13 protein-coding genes and 2 tRNA genes are annotated in these 18,353 nt (G+C 72.8%); 9 read left to right on the forward strand and 6 right to left on the reverse strand.

Features of this window, described 5'->3' with window-relative positions; genetic code table 11:
* Positions 1–76: 76 nt before the first annotated feature.
* Entirely contained in the window at positions 77–604 is a 528-nt protein-coding gene (locus tag ABT026_RS16410; protein WP_351115239.1) for an NUDIX hydrolase family protein, read from the reverse strand.
* 187 nt (positions 605–791) lie between these two features.
* Here ABT026_RS16410 and ABT026_RS16415 point away from each other — a divergent pair, with 187 nt between their 5' ends.
* Both ABT026_RS16415 and lhgD read left to right on the forward strand, forming a co-directional pair.
* Positions 792–1,442, forward strand: a complete 651-nt coding sequence (locus ABT026_RS16415) for a GntR family transcriptional regulator (RefSeq protein WP_351115126.1) — start codon at positions 792–794, stop codon at positions 1,440–1,442.
* Between the two features lie 220 nt (positions 1,443–1,662).
* The gene (gene lhgD / locus ABT026_RS16420; RefSeq protein ID WP_351115127.1) at positions 1,663–2,877 is read left to right on the forward strand and encodes an L-2-hydroxyglutarate dehydrogenase; all 1,215 of its coding nucleotides are present in this window, start codon (positions 1,663–1,665) and stop codon (positions 2,875–2,877) included.
* Positions 2,878–3,020: 143 nt separating this feature from the next.
* Here the strand turns inward: lhgD and ABT026_RS16425 are convergent, their stop codons facing one another.
* The gene (locus tag ABT026_RS16425) at positions 3,021–4,010 is read right to left on the reverse strand and encodes an ABC transporter substrate-binding protein (RefSeq protein WP_351115128.1); all 990 of its coding nucleotides are present in this window, start codon (positions 4,008–4,010) and stop codon (positions 3,021–3,023) included.
* 153 nt (positions 4,011–4,163) lie between these two features.
* Between ABT026_RS16425 and ABT026_RS16430 the strand changes: the two genes are divergently transcribed.
* On the forward strand, positions 4,164–4,937 hold the full coding sequence (locus tag ABT026_RS16430; protein WP_351115129.1) for a sulfite exporter TauE/SafE family protein: 774 nt from the start codon (positions 4,164–4,166) through the stop codon (positions 4,935–4,937).
* Between the two features lie 9 nt (positions 4,938–4,946).
* Here the strand turns inward: ABT026_RS16430 and ABT026_RS16435 are convergent, their stop codons facing one another.
* A complete protein-coding gene (locus tag ABT026_RS16435; RefSeq protein WP_351115130.1) occupies positions 4,947–5,468 on the reverse strand; it encodes a DUF309 domain-containing protein in 522 nt (173 codons plus the stop codon).
* Positions 5,469–5,572: 104 nt separating this feature from the next.
* Between ABT026_RS16435 and ABT026_RS16440 the strand changes: the two genes are divergently transcribed.
* Positions 5,573–5,646 (forward strand) — tRNA-Pro (locus ABT026_RS16440).
* A gap of 123 nt (positions 5,647–5,769) precedes the next feature.
* Here ABT026_RS16440 and ABT026_RS16445 read toward each other — a convergent pair.
* Positions 5,770–7,068, reverse strand: a complete 1,299-nt coding sequence (locus ABT026_RS16445; RefSeq protein ID WP_351115132.1) for a M20 metallopeptidase family protein — start codon at positions 7,066–7,068, stop codon at positions 5,770–5,772.
* 397 nt (positions 7,069–7,465) lie between these two features.
* Here ABT026_RS16445 and ABT026_RS16450 point away from each other — a divergent pair, with 397 nt between their 5' ends.
* Positions 7,466–10,384, forward strand: a complete 2,919-nt coding sequence (locus ABT026_RS16450; protein WP_351115133.1) for a glycoside hydrolase family 48 protein — start codon at positions 7,466–7,468, stop codon at positions 10,382–10,384.
* Between the two features lie 98 nt (positions 10,385–10,482).
* Here ABT026_RS16450 and ABT026_RS16455 read toward each other — a convergent pair whose 3' ends face one another.
* A complete protein-coding gene (locus ABT026_RS16455) occupies positions 10,483–11,625 on the reverse strand; it encodes an RNA polymerase sigma factor (protein WP_351115240.1) in 1,143 nt (380 codons plus the stop codon).
* 17 nt (positions 11,626–11,642) lie between these two features.
* Positions 11,643–12,050: a YciI family protein gene (locus ABT026_RS16460; RefSeq protein ID WP_351115134.1), complete on the reverse strand. Its 408-nt coding sequence runs from the start codon at positions 12,048–12,050 to the stop codon at positions 11,643–11,645.
* 295 nt (positions 12,051–12,345) lie between these two features.
* Between ABT026_RS16460 and ABT026_RS16465 the strand changes: the two genes are divergently transcribed.
* The 4 genes from ABT026_RS16465 (at position 12,346) to ABT026_RS16480 (ending at position 18,348) form a co-directional block, all read left to right on the forward strand.
* Positions 12,346–13,251 carry a universal stress protein gene (locus ABT026_RS16465; protein WP_351115135.1) on the forward strand — a complete coding sequence of 302 codons (906 nt, stop codon included), beginning with the start codon at positions 12,346–12,348 and terminating at the stop codon, positions 13,249–13,251.
* Between the two features lie 122 nt (positions 13,252–13,373).
* The gene (locus ABT026_RS16470) at positions 13,374–15,749 is read left to right on the forward strand and encodes a phosphoketolase family protein (protein WP_351115136.1); all 2,376 of its coding nucleotides are present in this window, start codon (positions 13,374–13,376) and stop codon (positions 15,747–15,749) included.
* 47 nt (positions 15,750–15,796) lie between these two features.
* On the forward strand, positions 15,797–18,181 hold the full coding sequence (locus ABT026_RS16475; RefSeq protein ID WP_351115137.1) for a glycoside hydrolase family 65 protein: 2,385 nt from the start codon (positions 15,797–15,799) through the stop codon (positions 18,179–18,181).
* Positions 18,182–18,274: 93 nt separating this feature from the next.
* Positions 18,275–18,348, forward strand: a tRNA-Pro gene (locus tag ABT026_RS16480).
* The last annotated feature ends 5 nt before the right edge of the window (positions 18,349–18,353 follow it).

Below are 18,353 nucleotides of genomic sequence, written 5' to 3' on the forward strand. Positions count from 1 at the left end.
ACCCCGGTGGGGGAGGACGGGCGCGATGCGGCAGGCGGGTACCCGCCGCCACGGGCGGAAAACGAGGACGACCGGGTCAGCTCACGCAGCCGATGTGGGCCATGGCCTGCTTGAGCAGCACACCGTGGCCGCCGGGCATCTCGTTCTGGACCAGCGGGGAGGCGGCCTCCTGCGGGCTGAACCAGACCAGGTCCAGCGCGTCCTGCCGGGGTCTGCAGTCGCCGGCCACCGGAACGATGTAGGCGAGTGAGACCGCGTGTTGCCGCGGGTCGTGGAACGGCGTCACGCCCAGAGTGGGGAAGTACTCGGCGACGGTGAACGGCTGCAGCGAGGCCGGCACGCGGGGGAGCGCCACCGGGCCGAGGTCCTTCTCCAGATGACGCAGCAACGCGTCCCGGACCCGTTCGTGGTGGAGGACGCGGCCGGAGACGAGGGAGCGGGTCACCGCTCCGTCCGGGCCGATCCGCAGCAGCAGTCCGACGCTGGTGACCTCACCGTTGTCGTCGACGCGCACAGGCACGGCCTCGACGTACAGGATCGGCATCCGGGCGCGGGCGAGTTCGAGTTCGTCGGTGGTCAGCCAACCGGGCGTGGTTTCGGTCATGTCAGACACGCTGGCGATCATACTTTCCTCGGTCGGTCGGTGGGCGTGGCGCAGCCGAGGACCCCCGCACGGGGGACGGAGCGTGCGCGGCGCCGTCCCGTCCGCTCCCACCGGGTCAAATGGGAACAAAATTGTTGACAATGCTTTCGCGCGAGCCGTACGTTCGACCGGCACTCAGGGAGGGCAGATGGATCCGAGCGTTCGGCCGGGTACCGGGGAGCAGGCCAAGCAGCATGCGCTGAAGCTGCTGCGGGACGCGATCACGCAGGGCGAGATGGCGCCGGCGCAGCGGCTGGTGGAGAACGAGCTCGCCGAGCAGTTCGGTGTCACCCGCGCGAGCATCCGGGCGGCCCTCATCGATCTGGCGGCCGAAGGGCTGGTCGAGCGGATCCGCAACCGTGGTTCGCGGGTGCGGGTGGTGAGCGTCGAGGAGGCGGTCGCCATCACCGAGTGCCGCATGGTCCTGGAAGGCCTGTGCGCGGCCAAGGCGGCCGTGGAGGCCACCGAGGAGCAGCTCGACCGGCTCCGCCGGCTGGGCGCCGCGATGTCCGAGGCGGTCGCGGCGGGCGAGTCCATGACCTACTCGCAGCTCAACCGCGAGCTGCACGCGCTCCTTCGGGAGTACTCCGGCCAGAGCGTCGCCGACGAACTCCTTCAGCGCCTCAACGCCCAGCTGGTGCGGCACCGCTTCCAGCTGGCGCTGCGGCCGGGGCGGCCGCAGCGGTCCCTGCCCGAGCACCTGGCCATCATCGACGCGGTGACGGCCAGGGACCCGAAGGCGGCCGACCAGGCCGTCCGCGTCCATCTGACGAGTGTGATCGCCGCCCTGCGGGAGTGATCGGCACCCACGGAACTCCGCCGGTGGACCGAGACCGGTGTCGCCCACGCCGAGAGCCCGGGCCGACGCCCCTGCGGTACCGCAGCGCGGTGTCGGGTCCCCCGGACTGCCGCGGCGTCGCGCCGATCTTCCCCGGCGGCCCTTTGAGCGGGCAGGATCACCCCGGGCCACCGGACGTCCCACCGGGGCGTCGGACCGGGCCCCGCAGAAAGGAGAGCCGATGCCCGAGGAAACGATCGCCGTCGTCGGCGCCGGCATCGTCGGCCTCGCCACCGCCCGCGAGATCGCCGCACGGCGCCCCGGCGCCCGGGTCGTCGTCCTGGACAAGGAGCGGCGCGTCGCCGCCCACCAGACCGGGCACAACTCCGGCGTGGTGCACGCCGGGATCTACTACCGGCCCGGCAGCCTCAAGGCGACCCTCTGCGCCCGCGGCGTCGCCCTGCTGCGGGAGTACTGCCAGGACCGGGGCCTGCCCTACGAGGAGTGCGGCAAGCTCGTCGTGGCCGTCACCGCGGAGGAGGTCCCCCGTCTGGAGGCGCTGTACGCGAACGCCTTGGAGAACGGCGTGCCCGGGGTGCGCCAGGTCGCGGGGGAGGGCATCCGGGAGATCGAGCCGCACGCCGCGGGGCTCGCGGCCGTCCACTCCCCGCACACCGCGATCACCGACTACACGGCCGTCGCGCGCTCCTTCGCCGCGGACGTCGAGGCGGCCGGCGGGGAGATCCGCCGGGGCTTCCCCGTCGGACGGATCCGCCGGGCGGCCGACGGCGTGGAGGTCATCTCCCGGGACGGCAAGTCCCTGGTCCACGCGGACCGCCTGGTGATCTGCGCGGGCCTCCACAGCGACCGGGTGGCCCGGCTCGCGGGCGCCACGGCCGACCCGCGCATCGTCCCGTTCCGCGGCGAGTACATGTCGGTCCGGCCGGAGAAGGCCGACATGGTGCGCGGCCTCGTCTATCCGGTGCCCGACCCCCGCTACCCGTTCCTCGGCGTCCACTTCACCCGGCGCGTCGACGGCACCGTGGAGGTCGGCCCGAACGCCGTCCTCGCCTTCTCCCGGGAGGGCTACCGCCGGAGCGACGTCGACCCGCGCGAGCTGGCCCGCGTCGCCGCCTTCCCGGGGGCGTGGCGGCTGGCCCGCCGGCACTGGCGCACCGGGGCCAGGGAACTCCGCGGCTCGCTCTCCGTGCGGGCCTACATGAAGGCCGCCGAGGCCTACGTCCCCGGCATCGGCCCCGCCGACGTGGTTCGCGCCGGTGCGGGAGTCCGGGCGCAGGCCCTCGCCCGCGACGGGTCGCTGCTCGACGACTTCGTCGTCCAGCACCTCGGCCCCGTCACCGCCGTGCGCAACGCGCCCTCGCCCGCCGCCACTTCGTCCATGGCCATCGCCGAACACATCGCCGACGCCGTACTCGACCGGACCGCTTCCGCCTGACCGCCCCAGCACGACCGGCCCGGCAGCCCCCAGCGGGCAGCCGGGCGGGTGCACCGGGCGCGGGTCCGGCGTGCTCGGCACGGGAGGGAGTGGAGGGCGCAGGCGCACCGCGCGGCATCCCGGGCGAGAGAGGCCCGGCGGGGTCAGCCTGCCGGGACGACCGCGCGGCGGACGTCACCCAGTACCGTGCGGGCCGCGATGGGGCCGCCCGGGGCCTCCCAGGCCGAGCCGTCGACCACGGCCACCCGGTGCTTCTCGTCCGCCTCGGCGAGACGCGCCAGGCCGGGGCGGGAGCGGGCCGACGCGAAGGTCTCGACGGCCTCCCCGCGCCCCGCGCCGCGCACGCCGAAGAAGACCCAGTCGCCGTCCGTGCCCTCGCCCGGAGCGCGGCGCAGGCCCAACGAGCCCAGCGTGGAACGAACATGGTCGGAGGCCGCCGGCGGCGTGAGCTCACCGTCCGCCCACCTCACCACGCCCACCGACCGCCGGGTGCCGGCCAGACGGGGTCTCACCGCCCGGGTCGCCTCGGCGAGTTCGGCGCCGTACTCGCCCAGCACCTGCCGCCCGGCCGCCGCCAGGTTCAGGGCGTGCGCCGTGGCCGTGAAGGCACGCTTCCAGTCGTCCTCGCGGGTCGAGGTCACCACCGTCGGCGCCACGGCCTGCAGCGCCTCCAGGTCGTCGACCGCACGGGTGGACTCGTCCAGCAGGATCAGGTCCGGCTCCAGGGCCTCCAGCCGCTTCACCCCGACCCGGCCGTCCCGCGCCACCACCCGGGCGGGCACCGCCCGGTCGGCCAGGTAGGACGGCGTCCGGTCGCCGTCCGCCGCGAACACCGCCGTGCCGTACGGCTCGACGCCCAGGGCCAGCGCCGCGTCCAAGGTCGCGCGGCTCAGCGTCACCACCCGCCGCGGGCCCAGCGGCACCTCCACCGTCCGCCCCCGCGCGTCCACGATCCGGCGCGTGCCCACCGGGCCCGCCGTCTCGGCGTCCTCCGCCCCGTCCGCGGGACCGAGGTCCTCGCCGGTGCACCCCGTGAGCAGCAGGGCTCCCGAGACGGCGACGGCCACGGACACGAGGACGGCCCGGCGAACGGTCCGGCTCGCGGGCCGGATACGGATCGGCGGCATCGGCATGCAGGCGCTCCTTGCGAGGGGTGTGATCGGCACGGTACCGGCAGTGAGGCGTCCGTTTCGAGGCGGGCGCGTCCCGGAGGCCACCCGGAGCGCCGGTCACGGGCCGGACGCGGGTGTCCGGCGGAGATCGATTCGCCTAGCATCAGCCTCCGCATGGACACGATGACACTCTGGAACATCACTCCCTGGGGGTTCGCCGCGCTCGCCGCCGCGGCCTTCCTCGTCGGCTTCTCCAAGACCTCCGTCAGCGGCGCCAACACGGTGAGCCTGGCCGTCTTCGCGGCCGTCCTCCCCGCCCGGGACTCCGTCGGCATCCTGCTCCCGGTGCTGATCGCCGGCGACGTGCTCGCCGTGCTGGCCTACCGGCGGCACGCCCACTGGCCGACCCTGTGGAAGCTCTTCCCCGCGGTCGCGGTGGGCGTCGTCCTCGGCACGTTCTTCCTGATGTGGGCCGACGACGGGGCGGTGCGCGTCTCCATCGCCGTCACCCTGCTGGTGATGACCGGCATCACCGTGTGGCGGACCCGCAGCAGCCGCCCCGACGACGCACCCGACGCGGTGGTCACCCGCTCCGGACGGATCAAGGCCCGCTCCTACGGCGTGCTGGGCGGCTTCACGACCATGGTCGCCAACGCAGGCGGCCCGGTGATGTCCATGTACCTGCTGTCCTCCGGTTTCAGAAAACTGGGCTTCCTGGGCACCTCGTCGTTCTTCTTCCTGATCGTCAACGTCGGCAAGGTGCCGTTCAGCGTCGGACTCGGCCTGATCGACACCCGGGCACTGCTGCTGGACGCGGCCCTGGTGCCGTTCGTGCTGCCCGGATCCCTGCTCGGCAGGTGGGCGATCACCCGGATCAACCAGCGGCTGTTCGAGCAACTCGTGATCGCGGCCACCGTGTTGGGGGCGGTGCAGCTGCTGCTGCGCTGACGCCGCCGCTCACCGGGCGCCGGGCCGTGCGCCCCGCAGCCGCGGGGCGCGGGCACACGGGTCCAGCGGGTCGCGAGCCGTCTCGACGTCGTCCGCCAGCGCCCTCGCCCACGCCACCACCGACGTCAGGTCCATGCCGTGAACCGCGTCCCGCCCGGCGGCGCGGCACCAGGCCTCCACATGACCGGCCCCCCGCCGCAGCAGCCGCGCCCCGCCCGTGAGGTTGCCGCGCGCCGCGTGGGTGAGGCCCACCGCCGTCTGCGCCAGCCCGCGCCACAGGTCGCGTTCCTGCTCCGGGCCCGCCTTCCAGGCGTCCTCGAACACCTCGTGCGCGTGGAACGGCCGCCCGGAGTCCAGCAGCGCCTGCGCCTCGGCCACCGTCTCCGCGGGGGTGCGCACGACGCCCTCCGGCTGGCGGTCGACCCCCTCCGCCCCGTACGGCAGCGGCCGGCCGAGGCCGTCCCGCGGCCGCGCGTTACGCGCCCGTCCCTCGTCGTCCCGGTCCCTCGGTCCCCGCGAAGAGCTGCTCATCGGCCCATTGTCCCGCCCGGCCTCCCCGCCCGCTTCGAGCAGGCCCTGGACGTGCGCTAAAGTACTCCTGAACGTGATCGCGCGGCCCGCCGCGGGAGAGCGATCGGGACGTGGCGCAGCTTGGTAGCGCACTTGACTGGGGGTCAAGGGGTCGCAGGTTCAAATCCTGTCGTCCCGACTGGAGACAGTCGCAGATCAGGGCCGGAATCGGATCTCTCCGAGACCGGCCCTCGGTCGTGTCCGGGGACCGGGCGCGCCCATGGGGCGGCGTCGTGCGGCGCGGGTGGCCCGTGCGCGCGCCTCAGCCCGCCGGGGCGTCCGGGACGAGCGCGCCGGTGAGATGGTCGAGCGCGACATGGGCGTGGAGGCGGACACCGGTGACCAGCGTGCCGTCGTCGGCGTAGAAGCGCGGGTTGTGGTTGGCCACCAGCCCGCGGCCGCCCGGTGCGGGGACGGGACCGCCCCGGTCGTCGAGCTCGGCGTCCTGGACGCCGAGCAGGACGTAGAGCCCGCCGTAGCGGTTGACGAGCTCGGAGACGTCGTCGTAGCCCAGGCCCGGAGGGGACTGCACGACCTGATCGCCGCCGACGACCCGTCGGAGGGTGGGCAGCGCGGCCGTCACCCATTCGGCTCGGTTGTGGACCGCCGGGACGTCCTGGAGGTAGTCGACGGTGGCGGTGCAGCCGTAGCCGGCCGCCGTGTGCTCGGCCAGGGCGGTGAGCTGCTGCCGCAGAGCGCTCATGTCGCTCTCCACCGAGCAGCGGATGGTGCCCCACAGGGTGACGCGCTCACCGATGATGTTGAAGCGGCCCACGTCCTCGACGTGCCCGATGCTGACCGTGAACGGGTTGAAGGCGGGCAGCCGGCGGTAGAGCTGGCCGACGCCGGTGATCACGGCGGCGGCGGCCGGCATCGGGTCGACGCCCATCCACGGCGTGGAGGCGTGCACCTGCTTGCCCGTGACGGTGACCTTGACCAGGCAGGAGGCGGCGTACTGGTTCCCGACCCGGTAGCCGACGAAGCCCTTCGGGTAGGGCGCCACGTGCATGCCGAAAGCCATCGTGGGCGTGGGGTCCGCGAAGGCGCCCCGCTGCACCATCTCGCGCGCCCCGCCCTTCTCGGTGACCGGCGGCCCCTCCTCGGCGGGCTGGAAGACGAACAGCACCGTGCCCGGCAGGTGCTCGCGCACGCCGGCCAGGACCTCGGCGGCGCCCATCAGCATGGCGGCGTGGCAGTCGTGACCGCAGGCGTGGGACACCGGGAAGGGGCCGCCGGGGTAGTCCTCGTCGACCACCCGGGAGGCGAAGTCGACGCCGGACAGGTCCTCGACCGGAAGGGCGTCGATGTCGGCACGCAACGCCACCGCGCGCCCGCCCGGTCGCCCGCCGCGCAGGACACCGACCACCCCGTGCCCGGCGACGTCGGTGCGGACCTCCTCGAGGTCCAGCGAACGCAGGTGATCGGCGATGTACCGCGCCGTGCGGGCCTCCCGGTTCGACAGTTCCGGATGCCGGTGCAGGTGGTGACGCCAGGCGATCACCCGGTCGGCCACCCCGGCGGCCCGCCGGTCCAGATCGGTGCGCAGCGTGCTCTCACCCATGGCCCTCGCACTCCGTTCCCGTCAGGCGGTACGGCCCCCTGTACGGTCCACTGTAGGAACACTCCGCCCGCTCCGCCCGCCGGGACGGCCCCGCTCCGCCCGCCGGGACGGCCCCGCTCCGCCCGCCGGGACGGCCCCGCTCCGCCCGCCGGGGACCGGCGGGGGCGCGCGCCCGCGTCGAGGCCGTTCCGTGGCAGGCCACGCGAGCGGCGACGGGTTCACCTTCTGATCACCGGGCCGCCGCGAGGGCGTCGGTGCCTTCGAAAAGCGAACGGGAGGTCTTGACAGTGTCCCTACAGCCTGCGAACTATGGGAGCGCTCCCACAGGTATCAGCGTCATCTCGTCACCTTCCGTCCCCCACGGGCCGACAGGCCCCTCGGAAAGGAATGCACCCGCATGCAGCTCCTCAGGAGACACCGGCCTCGCCTGCGCGGCCCAGCGGTCGCGCTGGCCGCCTTACTGGCGTTACCCCTGACGATCTCCAACCTGTCCGCCGCGCCCGCCCACGCGGCCGCGGTGCAGTGCAGCGTGGACTACAAGACCAACGACTGGGGCTCCGGCTTCACCGCCGAGCTCACCCTGACCAACCGGGGAACCGCCGCCCTCGACGGCTGGAAGCTGACCTACGACTACGCCGGCAACCAGAAGCTGAGCAACGGCTGGAACGGCGTCTGGTCGCAGTCCGGCAAGACGGTCACCGTCACCAACACGAGCTGGAACAAGACGCTCGCCGCGGGCGCCGCCACCTCGGCCGGCGCCCAGTTCAGCTACAGCGGGACCAACGCCGCCCCGGCCTCCTTCGCCGTCAACGGCACCACCTGCACCGGCGCCCACCAGCCCCCGGTGGCCGTCCTGACCAGCCCGGCGCCCGGAGCCTCCTACTCCGTGGGCACCGAGGTGCCGCTGGCCGCCACCGCCGCGGCGGCCGACAACGCGACCATCAGCAAGGTCGAGTTCTACAGCGACACCGCGCTGCTCGGCACGGACACCACCTCACCGTTCGAGCTGAAGACCACCAGCCTGGCGGCCGGTGACCACTCGCTCTACGCCCGCGCCTACGACTCGCAGGGCGCGACCGGGGAGTCCTCGCCGGTCGGCATCAAGATCGTCTCCGGCCCGTCCGTCACGGCCAACCCGACCCAGCTGGGCGTCCGTCAGGGCGAGAGCGGCACCTACGAGATCGCGCTCTCGAAGCAGCCCTCGGCCAACGTCACGGTCACCACGGCGCGCGAGTCGGGCAACACGGGACTCACCGTCAGCGGCGGGGCCAGCCTGACGTTCACCCCGTCGAACTGGAACGTCCCGCAGAAGGTGACCGTCGCGGCCTCCGCGTCGGGCTCCGGTTCCGCGGTCTTCGCGTCCTCCGCCAGTGGCCACACGGCCGCCAAGGTGACGGTGAGCCAGCTCTCCGCGGGCGGCACCTACGACGCCAAGTTCCTGGACCTGTACGGGAAGATCACCGACCCGGCCAACGGCTACTTCTCGCCCGAGGGCATCCCCTACCACTCGGTGGAGACGCTCATCGTCGAGGCGCCGGACCACGGGCACGAGACCACCTCGGAGGCGTACAGCTATCTGATCTGGCTCCAGGCCCAGTACGGCAGGGTCACCGGTGACTGGACGCGCTTCAACAAGGCGTGGGAGACCATGGAGAAGTACATGATCCCCACCAAGGCCGACCAGCCCACCAACTCGTACTACAAGCCGGCCGAGCCGGGCACCTACGCGCCCGAGTACGACCTGCCCTCGCAGTACCCGGCGAAGCTCGACTCGGCGGCCAAGTCCGGCGTCGACCCCATCGCGGCCGAGCTGAAGAGCGCGTACGGCACGGACGACATCTACGGCATGCACTGGATCCAGGACGTCGACAACACCTACGGCTTCGGCAACGAGCCCGGCAAGTGCGAGGCCGGACCCACCGCCACCGGCCCGTCCTACATCAACACCTTCCAGCGCGGTCCGCAGGAGTCGGTCTGGGAGACCGTCACCCACCCCACCTGTGACAAGTTCGTCTACGGCGGCAAGAACGGCTACCTGGACCTGTTCACCGGCGACTCCTCGTACGCCAAGCAGTGGAAGTACACCAACGCCCCCGACGCCGACGCCCGCGCCGTGCAGGCGGCCTACTGGGCCGACGTCTGGGCCAAGGACCAGGGCAAGGGCTCCGAGGTCTCCACGACCGTCGGCAAGGCCGCCAAGATGGGTGACTACCTGCGGTACGCCCTCTTCGACAAGTACTTCAAGAAGATCGGCAACTGCGTCGGGCCGACCACCTGCCCCGCCGGCACCGGCAAGGACAGCGCCCACTACCTGCTGAGCTGGTACTACGCCTGGGGTGGCGCGACCGACACCTCGGCCGGCTGGGCCTGGCGCATCGGCTCCAGCCACGCGCACGGCGGCTACCAGAACCCGATGGCCGCCTGGGCGCTCAGCAACTACGCCCCGCTGGCGCCGAAGTCCTCGACCGGCAAGTCCGACTGGGCCACCAGCCTGACCCGCCAGATCGAGTTCTACACCTGGCTCCAGTCCAGCGAGGGAGCCATCGCGGGTGGCGCCACCAACAGCTGGCAGGGCGCCTACGCCCAGCCGCCGTCCGGGACGCCCACCTTCTACGGCATGGCCTACGACGAGAAGCCGGTCTACCACGACCCGCCGTCCAACCAGTGGTTCGGCTTCCAGGCGTGGTCCATGGAACGCGTCGCCGAGTACTACCACCAGACCGGTGACGCCAAGGCCGGAGCGGTCCTGAAGAAGTGGGTCGACTGGGCGGTCTCCAAGACCACGATCAACCCGGACGGCACCTTCCAGTTCCCCTCCACCCTCCAGTGGTCGGGCGCCCCGGCCACCTGGAACGCCTCCTCGCCGGCCGCCAACACCAACCTCCACGTCACCGTCGCCGACTACACCAACGACGTCGGCGTGGCGGGCTCCTACGCCAAGGTCCTGACCTACTACGCGGCCAAGTCCGGTGACGCCAAGGCCAAGAGCACCGCGAAGGCGCTGCTCGACGGCATGCTGAGCGAGCACTCGGACGCGCTCGGCGTCTCCGTCCCGGAGACCCGTGCCGACTACAACCGGTTCGACGACCCGGTGTACGTGCCCTCCGGCTGGACCGGCAAGATGCCCAACGGCGACACGGTCGACTCGTCGTCGACGTTCCTCTCGATCCGCAGCTTCTACAAGAACGACCCCGCGTGGTCGAAGATCGAGGCCTACCTGAAGGGCGGCTCCGCGCCGGTCTTCACCTACCACCGGTTCTGGGCGCAGGCGGACGTCGCCACCGCGCTCGGCGCCTACGCCGAACTGCTCGAGTAGCACGCGGCGAGCGGTGACACGGACTGCCCCGGGGCGCTGCGCCCCGGGGCAGTTCCCTGTACCGGTGGCGGAACCGGTGCGGGTGCCCGCGGCAGGCCTCAGCGGCCGCGGGCGTTGAGCCGCGCGGCCTGACGCGTCAGGTGGTCGCGCTCGGCCACGGAGGAGGCGGCGTGCGCCGCCTCCGCGTAGAGCCGCGCCGCAGTGTCCGGGTCGCCGGCGCGCTCGTGCAGGTAGGCGGCCGCCGCGGTGCGGCGGGGGAGCGCGGCGTCCAGCTCCGCCAGCGCCGCCAGCCCCGCGCGCGGTCCGTCCGCCTCGCCGACCGCCACCGCCCGGTTCAGCCGGGCCACCGGGCTGCCGGTCAGGGCCACCAGCTCGTCGTACCACTCGACGATCTGCGGCCAGTCGGTCTCCTCGGCGCGCGGCGCGTCCGCGTGCAGCGCCGCCACCGCCGCCTGCGCCTGGTACTCGCCCAGCCGGTCCCGGGCCAGCGCCGCCTGCAGGACGTCCACGCCCTCGGCGATCGCTTCGGTGTCCCACAGCCCGCGGTCCTGCTCGGCCAGCGGCACCAGGCTTCCGTCCGGCGCCGTGCGGGCGGCCCGCCGGGCATGGTGCAGCAGCATCAGGGCGAGCAGCCCCGCCACCTCGGGATGGTCGATCACCCGGGCGAGCTGACGGGTCAGCCGGATCGCCTCCGCGGCCAGGTCCACATCGCCCGAGTAGCCCTCGTTGAAGACCAGGTAGAGGACGCGCAGCACGGTCGCGACGTCACCCGGCCGGTTCAGACGGACTTCGGAGACCGTGCGCTTGGCACGGCTGATCCGCTGCGCCATCGTCGCCTCCGGCACCAGGTACGCCCGGGCGATCTGCCGGGTGCTGAGCCCGCCGACGGCGCGCAGGGTGAGTGCCACCGCCGACGACGGCGTCAGCGACGGATGCGCGCACAGGAAGTACAGCCGGAGCGTGTCGTCCACCCCGGACACCGGGCCGGGCGCCGGCTCCTCCTCGACGAGGTCCTCCCTGCGGCGCCGCGCCGCCTCCGCGCGCCGGCCGTCGAGGAACCGGCGCCATGCGACGGTGATCAGCCACCCCTTCGCATCGCGCGGGGGGTCCTGCGGCCACACGCGCACCGCCTCCAGCAGCGCGTCCTGGACGGCGTCCTCGGCCGCCGCGAAATCGGCTCCGCGGCGGACGAGGACGGCGAGCACGCCGGGCGTGAGGCTCCGCAGGAGGACCTCGTCCATCGGCGCCGTCACTGCGTTCACTCCGTGACGGTGGGCGGGGCGCCGAGGAAGGGGCGCAGCTCGAGCCACTCGTGGATCGGCTTCCCGCCCGCCCCGGGGGCGGCCGACAGCTCGCCGGCCAGCTCCAGCGCGCGCTCGTAGCTGTCGACGTCGATGACCATCCAGCCGGCGATCAGGTCCTTGGTCTCCGCGAACGGCCCGTCGGTGACCGGCGGGCGGCCCTCCCCGTCGTACCGGACGAAGGTGCCCTCCGGCGCCAGCGCCTGCCCGTCCACGAACTCGCCCGTCTTCTCCAGTCGGGCCGCGAAGTCGTTCATGTACGCGATGTGGTCCTCGACCTCCTGCGGGGTCCACCTGTCCATCGGAACGTCGTTCACCGCCGCCGGGGCACCCCGGTAGTGCTTGAGGAGCAGGTACTTCGCCATGGTGTTCTCCCAGGTCTCGTCGTGACCATTGTGATCACTTCCACCCCGGGGACGGAGCCGGCCGACGGTTCTCGACATCGGCGGACAAGTTTTTCCCCACGTTTTTTCTCCGCGTCCCGCATTCTTTCGTCCCTCCGGAGAACCCGCGAGGCCGCGGGCCTCGCCGCGAGGCTCCCGGGCCGGGCTCCCCGCCCGCGCGGCTCAGCCGTTCGGGTCAGTCCGGGGCGTCACCGGGCCGGGCCGGCGGCAGACTCGGAAGGCCAGACACCGCCCGTGAGACCCGGAGGTCGCCACCATGGTCCGCACCGTCGTCGCCGGACTCGACGGGTCACCCGAGAGCCGCGCCGCGATCGACTGGGCCGCCCGCGAGGCCCGGATGAGCGGAGCGCCGCTGAAGATCGTGCACGTCCACGAGCCCACCCCCTCACGGCTGGCGCAGGCCCCCTTCCTCGCCGAGGAGACCCGGCAGGACTGGAGCCGCCGGGTCCCTCCGCAGGTCGCCGACGCGGTGCGCCGCGAGCAGCCCGGCCTGGAGGTCACCGTCGAGGGCGTCGAGGGCCGCGCGGCCGTGGCGCTCGCCGAGCAGGCGGGGCCCGACAGCCTGCTCGTGCTCGGCTCCCGGGGCCTCGGCAGCCTCGGCGGGTTCATCGCGGGCTCCGTCGGCCTCGGAGTGATCGCCCACGCGGAGTTCCCGGTCGTCATGGTCCGCGCGGGCGAGTCCGCGGCGGACGAACACCTCACCAACGCCGAGGGACACCACGGCGACCCCCTGGCCTACCGGCCCGTGGTCGTCGGGATCGACCCCGAGGGCACACCCGACGCGGTCCTGCGGTTCGCCTTCGAGGAGGCGGCACATCGCTCCACCGCCCTGCGCGCCGTGCAGGCGTACAACCTCCCCGCCTTCTACGAATGGACCGGCTCCGTGGAGGGGGAGGAGTTCGGGCAGATGCGCCGGCAGTACACCGAACTGCTGGACCAGGCCCTCGCGCCGTGGCGCAAGAGATACCCCGACGTGGAGGTGCGGCAGGAGACCGAGCCCGCGAAGGCCTCCCTGCTGCTCGCCCAGGCGTCCCACGACGCCTCCCTGCTGGTCGTCGGCCACGGCATGCGCCGGCACGCCTTCGGCCTGCGCATCGGCGCCGTCGCCCACGCCGTCCTGCACCACGCCGTCGCCCCCGTGGCCGTGGTGCCGCACCGCTGACGACCCCCGCCGACCGCCACGAACCGCCGACCGACCGCGCCACGAACCGTCCGCCACGAACCGTCCGCACCGCGTGCCGCCCGCGCAACCCGGTTCCGTACGCCGATTGATGGAGTCGCCCGATGACCACGGCCCCGCACAAGGACGTCCTGCCCGACGAGGAACTGCGCACCCTGCTGGCGCACTGGCGGGCCGCCAACTACCTGTCGGCCGGGCAGATCTACCTGCTGGCCAACCCGCTGCTCACGGAGCCGCTGCGCCCCGAGCACATCAAGCCCCGGCTGCTGGGCCACTGGGGCACCTCACCGGGCCTCAACCTGGTCTACACCCACATGAACCGGGTCATCCGCAAGCGCGACCTGGACGCCCTGGTCATCTGGGGGCCGGGGCACGGCGGCCCGTCGGTCGTCGCCAACTCCTGGCTCGAGGGCAGCTACAGCCAGACCTACCCCGACATCTCCCTGGACGCGGAGGGCATGGAGCGGCTGTTCCGGCAGTTCTCCTTCCCCGGCGGTGTGCCCAGCCACGTCGCCCCCGAGACACCCGGCTCCATCCACGAGGGCGGCGAGCTCGGCTACTCCTTGGCCCACGCGTACGGCGCCGCGTTCGACAACCCGGACCTGCTGGTCGCCTGCGTGATCGGCGACGGGGAGGCGGAAACCGGCCCGCTGGCCGCCTCCTGGCACTCCGACAAGTTCCTCGACCCCGTCCACGACGGCGCGGTGCTGCCGATCCTGCACCTCAACGGTTACAAGATCGCCAACCCCACGGTCCTCTCCCGCCTGCCCGAGCACGAACTCGACGCCCTGCTGCGGGGCTTCGGCCACGACCCCGTCCACGTCGGCGGCGACGACCCGGAGCAGGTCCACCGGGACATGGCGGCCGCCCTCGACCAGGTCCTCGACCGCATCGCGGTGATCCAGCGCACCGCCCGCGAGGAGGGCGTCACCGAGCGCCCCCGCTGGCCCATGATCGTGCTGCGCACCCCCAAGGGCTGGACCGGCCCCGCCGAGGTCGACGGCGTCCCCGTCGAGGGCACCTGGCGCGCCCACCAGGTCCCGCTGGCCGGCGTGCGCGACAACCCGGAGCACCTGGCGATGCTGGAGCAGTGGCTGCGCTCCTACCGCCCCGAGGAGCTCTTCGACGCCGACGGCGCACCCGTCGCCGAGGTCCGCTCCTGCGTGCCAGAAGGCGTCAAACGGCTCGGCTCCAGCCCGTACGCCAACGGCGGCGTGCTCACCCGCCAACTGCCCGTGCCGCCGCTGGAGGACTTCGCGGTCCCCGTCGAACGGCCGGGCGCGGGAACGCACGAGCCCACCCGGGTGCTCGGAGCCCTGCTCGAGCAGGTCATGAAGAACACCGCCGCGCGCCGCGACTTCCGCCTCGTGGGACCCGACGAGACCGACTCCAACCGGCTCTCCGCGGTCTTCGGCGCCACCGGCAAGGCATGGCAGGCCGAGACCCGCGCCGGCGACGTCAACCTCGACCGGCACGGCCGGGTCATGGAGATCCTCTCCGAGCACCTGTGCCAGGGCTGGCTGGAGGGCTACACCCTCACCGGCCGGCACGGCCTGTTCTCCTGCTACGAGGCCTTCGTCCACATCGTCGACTCGATGGTCAACCAGCACATCAAGTGGCTGAAGACCTCCCGCGCACTGTCCTGGCGGGCGCCGGTGCCCTCCCTGAACTACCTGCTGACCTCACACGTGTGGCGGCAGGACCACAACGGCTTCTCCCACCAGGACCCCGGCTTCGTCGACCACGTCCTCAACAAGAGCCCCGACGTGGTCCGCGTCTACCTGCCGCCGGACGCCAACACCCTGCTGTCGGTGGCCGACCACGCGCTGCGCAGCAAGGACTACGTCAACGTGATCGTCGCGGGCAAGCAGCCCTGCTTCGACTGGCTGTCCATGGACGAGGCCACGGTGCACTGCGCGCGCGGCGCGGGCATCTGGGAGTGGGCCGGCAACGAACAGGGCCGCGAACCCGACGTGGTCCTCGGCTGCGCCGGCGACGTGCCCACCCAGGAGGTCCTGGCCGCCGCCAAACTGCTGCGGCAGCACCTGCCCGACCTCGCCTTCCGGGTCGTCAACGTCGTCGACATGACCCGGCTGCTGCCCAAGGAGGAACACCCGCACGGACTAGCCGAGGCCGAGTTCCACGGTCTGTTCACCTCCGACAAGCCGGTCGTCTTCGCCTACCACGGCTACCCGTGGCTGATCCACCGGCTCGCCTACCGGCGGCGTGGTCACGTCAACATGCACGTCCGCGGCTACAAGGAGGCCGGCACCACCACCACACCGTTCGACATGGTCGTGCAGAACGACCTCGACCGGTACCGGCTGGTGATGGACGTCATCGACCGGGTGCCCGGCCTCGCCGTGCGGGCCGCCGCCGTCCGCCAGGCGATGGCCGACGTGCGGGCCCGCCACCACCTGTACATCCGCGCCACCGGCGTGGACCTGCCGGAGGTCGCGGAGTGGACCTGGACCGACTGACCCGCGCCGCCGGACCGCGCAGCGCACCACCGTCGTGAGGAGACGCCATGGGCGTGTGGACCTGGGAGTACGAGGGGTACGACCCGACGCTGGAGAAGCTGCGCGAGTCGCTGTGCACCCTCGGCAACGGATACTTCGCCACCCGCGGCGCCGTCCCCGAGTGCGCGCGGGACCGGGTCCACTACCCCGGCACCTACGCGGCCGGATGCTACAACCGGCTGGTCTCCGACGTCGCCGGGCGGCACGTCGACAACGAGGACGTCGTCAACCTGCCCAACTGGCTGCCGCTGCGCTTCCGCACCGACACCGGCCACTGGTTCACCCCCGACACCCACACCGTCGAGGACTACCGGCAGAGCCTGGAACTGCGCCGCGGCGTCCTGGAGCGCACCATGCGCTACCTGGACCACGACGGCCGCGCCGTCCGGGTCCGCCAGCTGCGGGTCGTCCACATGGCCGACCCGCACCTGGCCCTGCTGCGCACCGAACTCACCCCCGAGGGCTGGTCGGGGGCGATCGAGGTCGAGTCCGCGCTCGACGCCGGCGTCACCAACGGCAACGTCGACCGCTACAAGGACCTCGCCTCCCACCACCTCACCCACATCCAGCCCGGCGTCACCGAGGAGGGCGTCGTCTGGGTGCGCTGCCGCACCACCACCAGCGACATCCGCGTCGCCCTCGCCGCCCGCACCGAGGTCGACGCCCCCGCGGAGATCCTCACCGAGCAGGAGGAGACCGGCATCGCCCGGCTGATCCGCGTCTCCGTCGCCGACGGCCACACCGTCACCGTCGACAAGACGGTCGCCCTGCACACCTCCCGCGACCCCGCCATCAGCGACCCGCTGCACGCCGCCCTCGACCGGGTCGGCCGGGCCGGCGGCTTCGAGACGCTGCTGGACACGCACGAGGCGGCCTGGGAACAGCTGTGGCGCGCCGCCGAGATCGACGTCCCCGGGGAAGCCGGCCCGGTGCTGCGCGTCCACCTCTTCCACGTGCTGCAGGTCCTCTCCCCGCACACCGCCGAGCTCGACGTCGGCGTGCCCGCCCGCGGCCTGCACGGCGAGGCGTACCGCGGACACGTCTTCTGGGACGAGCTGTTCGTGCTGCCCTTCCTCAACCTGCACTTCCCCGAGGTCTCCCGCGCCCTGCTGACCTACCGCCACCGGCGCCTGGAACGCGCCCGGTTCAACGCGACCGACGCCGGCTACCGCGGCGCACTGTACCCCTGGCAGAGCGGCAGCGACGGCCGGGAGGAGACCCAGCGGCTGCACCTCAACCCGCGCTCCGGCCGCTGGCTGCCCGACCACAGCCACCTCCAGTACCACGTCGGCTCCGCCGTCGCCTACAACGTCTGGCGCTACGCCGAGGCCACCGGCGACACCGGCTTCCTGCACGGCAAGGGCGCCGACATGCTCCTGCAGATCGCGCGCTTCTGGGCCGACTTCGCCACCTTCGACAAGGACCTCGGGCGCTACCGCATCCGCGGGGTCGTCGGCCCCGACGAGTACCACGAGGCCTACCCCGACGCCACCCGCCCCGGGCTCGACGACAACGCCTACACCAACGTCACCGCTTCCTGGGTGATCTGCCGCGCCCTGGACGTGCTCGCCCAGCTCCCCGAACCGCTGCGCCGCGACATCACCGAACGCACCGGCCTCGACGACGCCGAACTCGAGCGCTGGGACGACGTCTCGCGCCGGCTCCACGTGCCCTTCCACTCCGGGGTCATCAGCCAGTTCGCCGGCTACGGCGAGCTCCAGGAACTCGACTGGCGCGGCTACCGGGCCAAGTACGGCGACATCCGCCGACTGGACCGGATCATGGAGGCCGAGGGGGACACCGTCAACCGCTACCAGGCGTCCAAGCAGGCGGACGTCCTGATGCTCGGCTACCTCTTCGCGCCGGGCGAGCTGCGCGCCCAGTTCCGGCGGCTCGGCCACGACCTCGACGAGGAGACCTGGCTGCGCACGGTCGACCACTACCTGGCCCGCACCAGCCACGGCTCCACCCTGAGCAGCCTGGTCCACGGCTGGGTGCTGGCCCGGGCCCGGCGCGGCCGGGCGTGGGAGTTCGTCCAGGAGGCGCTGGCCGGCGACATCGCCGACGTCCAGGGCGGCACCACGGGCGAGGGCATCCACCTGGGCGCCATGGCCGGCACCCTCGACCTGGTCCAGCGCTGCCTGCCCGGGCTGGAGACCGGCGCGGGCGCGCTGCGCTTCGACCCGGTGCCGCTGCCGCAGATGTCCGACTACCGGTTCTGCCTGCGCTACCGCGGGCACTGGGGCGTCAAGGTCCGGCTGCGCGGACAGGAGCTGGAGATCTCCGTCGCCGCGGCCGCCCAGGACCCGGTCACGGTCCAGCTGGGGGAGTGGACCGAGTCCCTGGCCCCCGGGGAGAGCCGCACGGTGTCGCTGCGGGAGTGCGGAGGGTGACCCGGCGGTTCACGACCACGCGCACACGTACGGTAGGCTTGATCCGCACGATCACGCAGGGCAACCCCCGGGGAGCCCCTGCTGAGAGGGCATCGGGACGTGGCGCAGCTTGGTAGCGCACTTGACTGGGGGTCAAGGGGTCGCAGGTTCAAATCCTGTCGTCCCGACACAG

This window comes from Streptomyces sp. NPDC002734, from assembly GCF_040295685.1.
Lineage (GTDB): Bacteria > Actinomycetota > Actinomycetes > Streptomycetales > Streptomycetaceae > Streptomyces.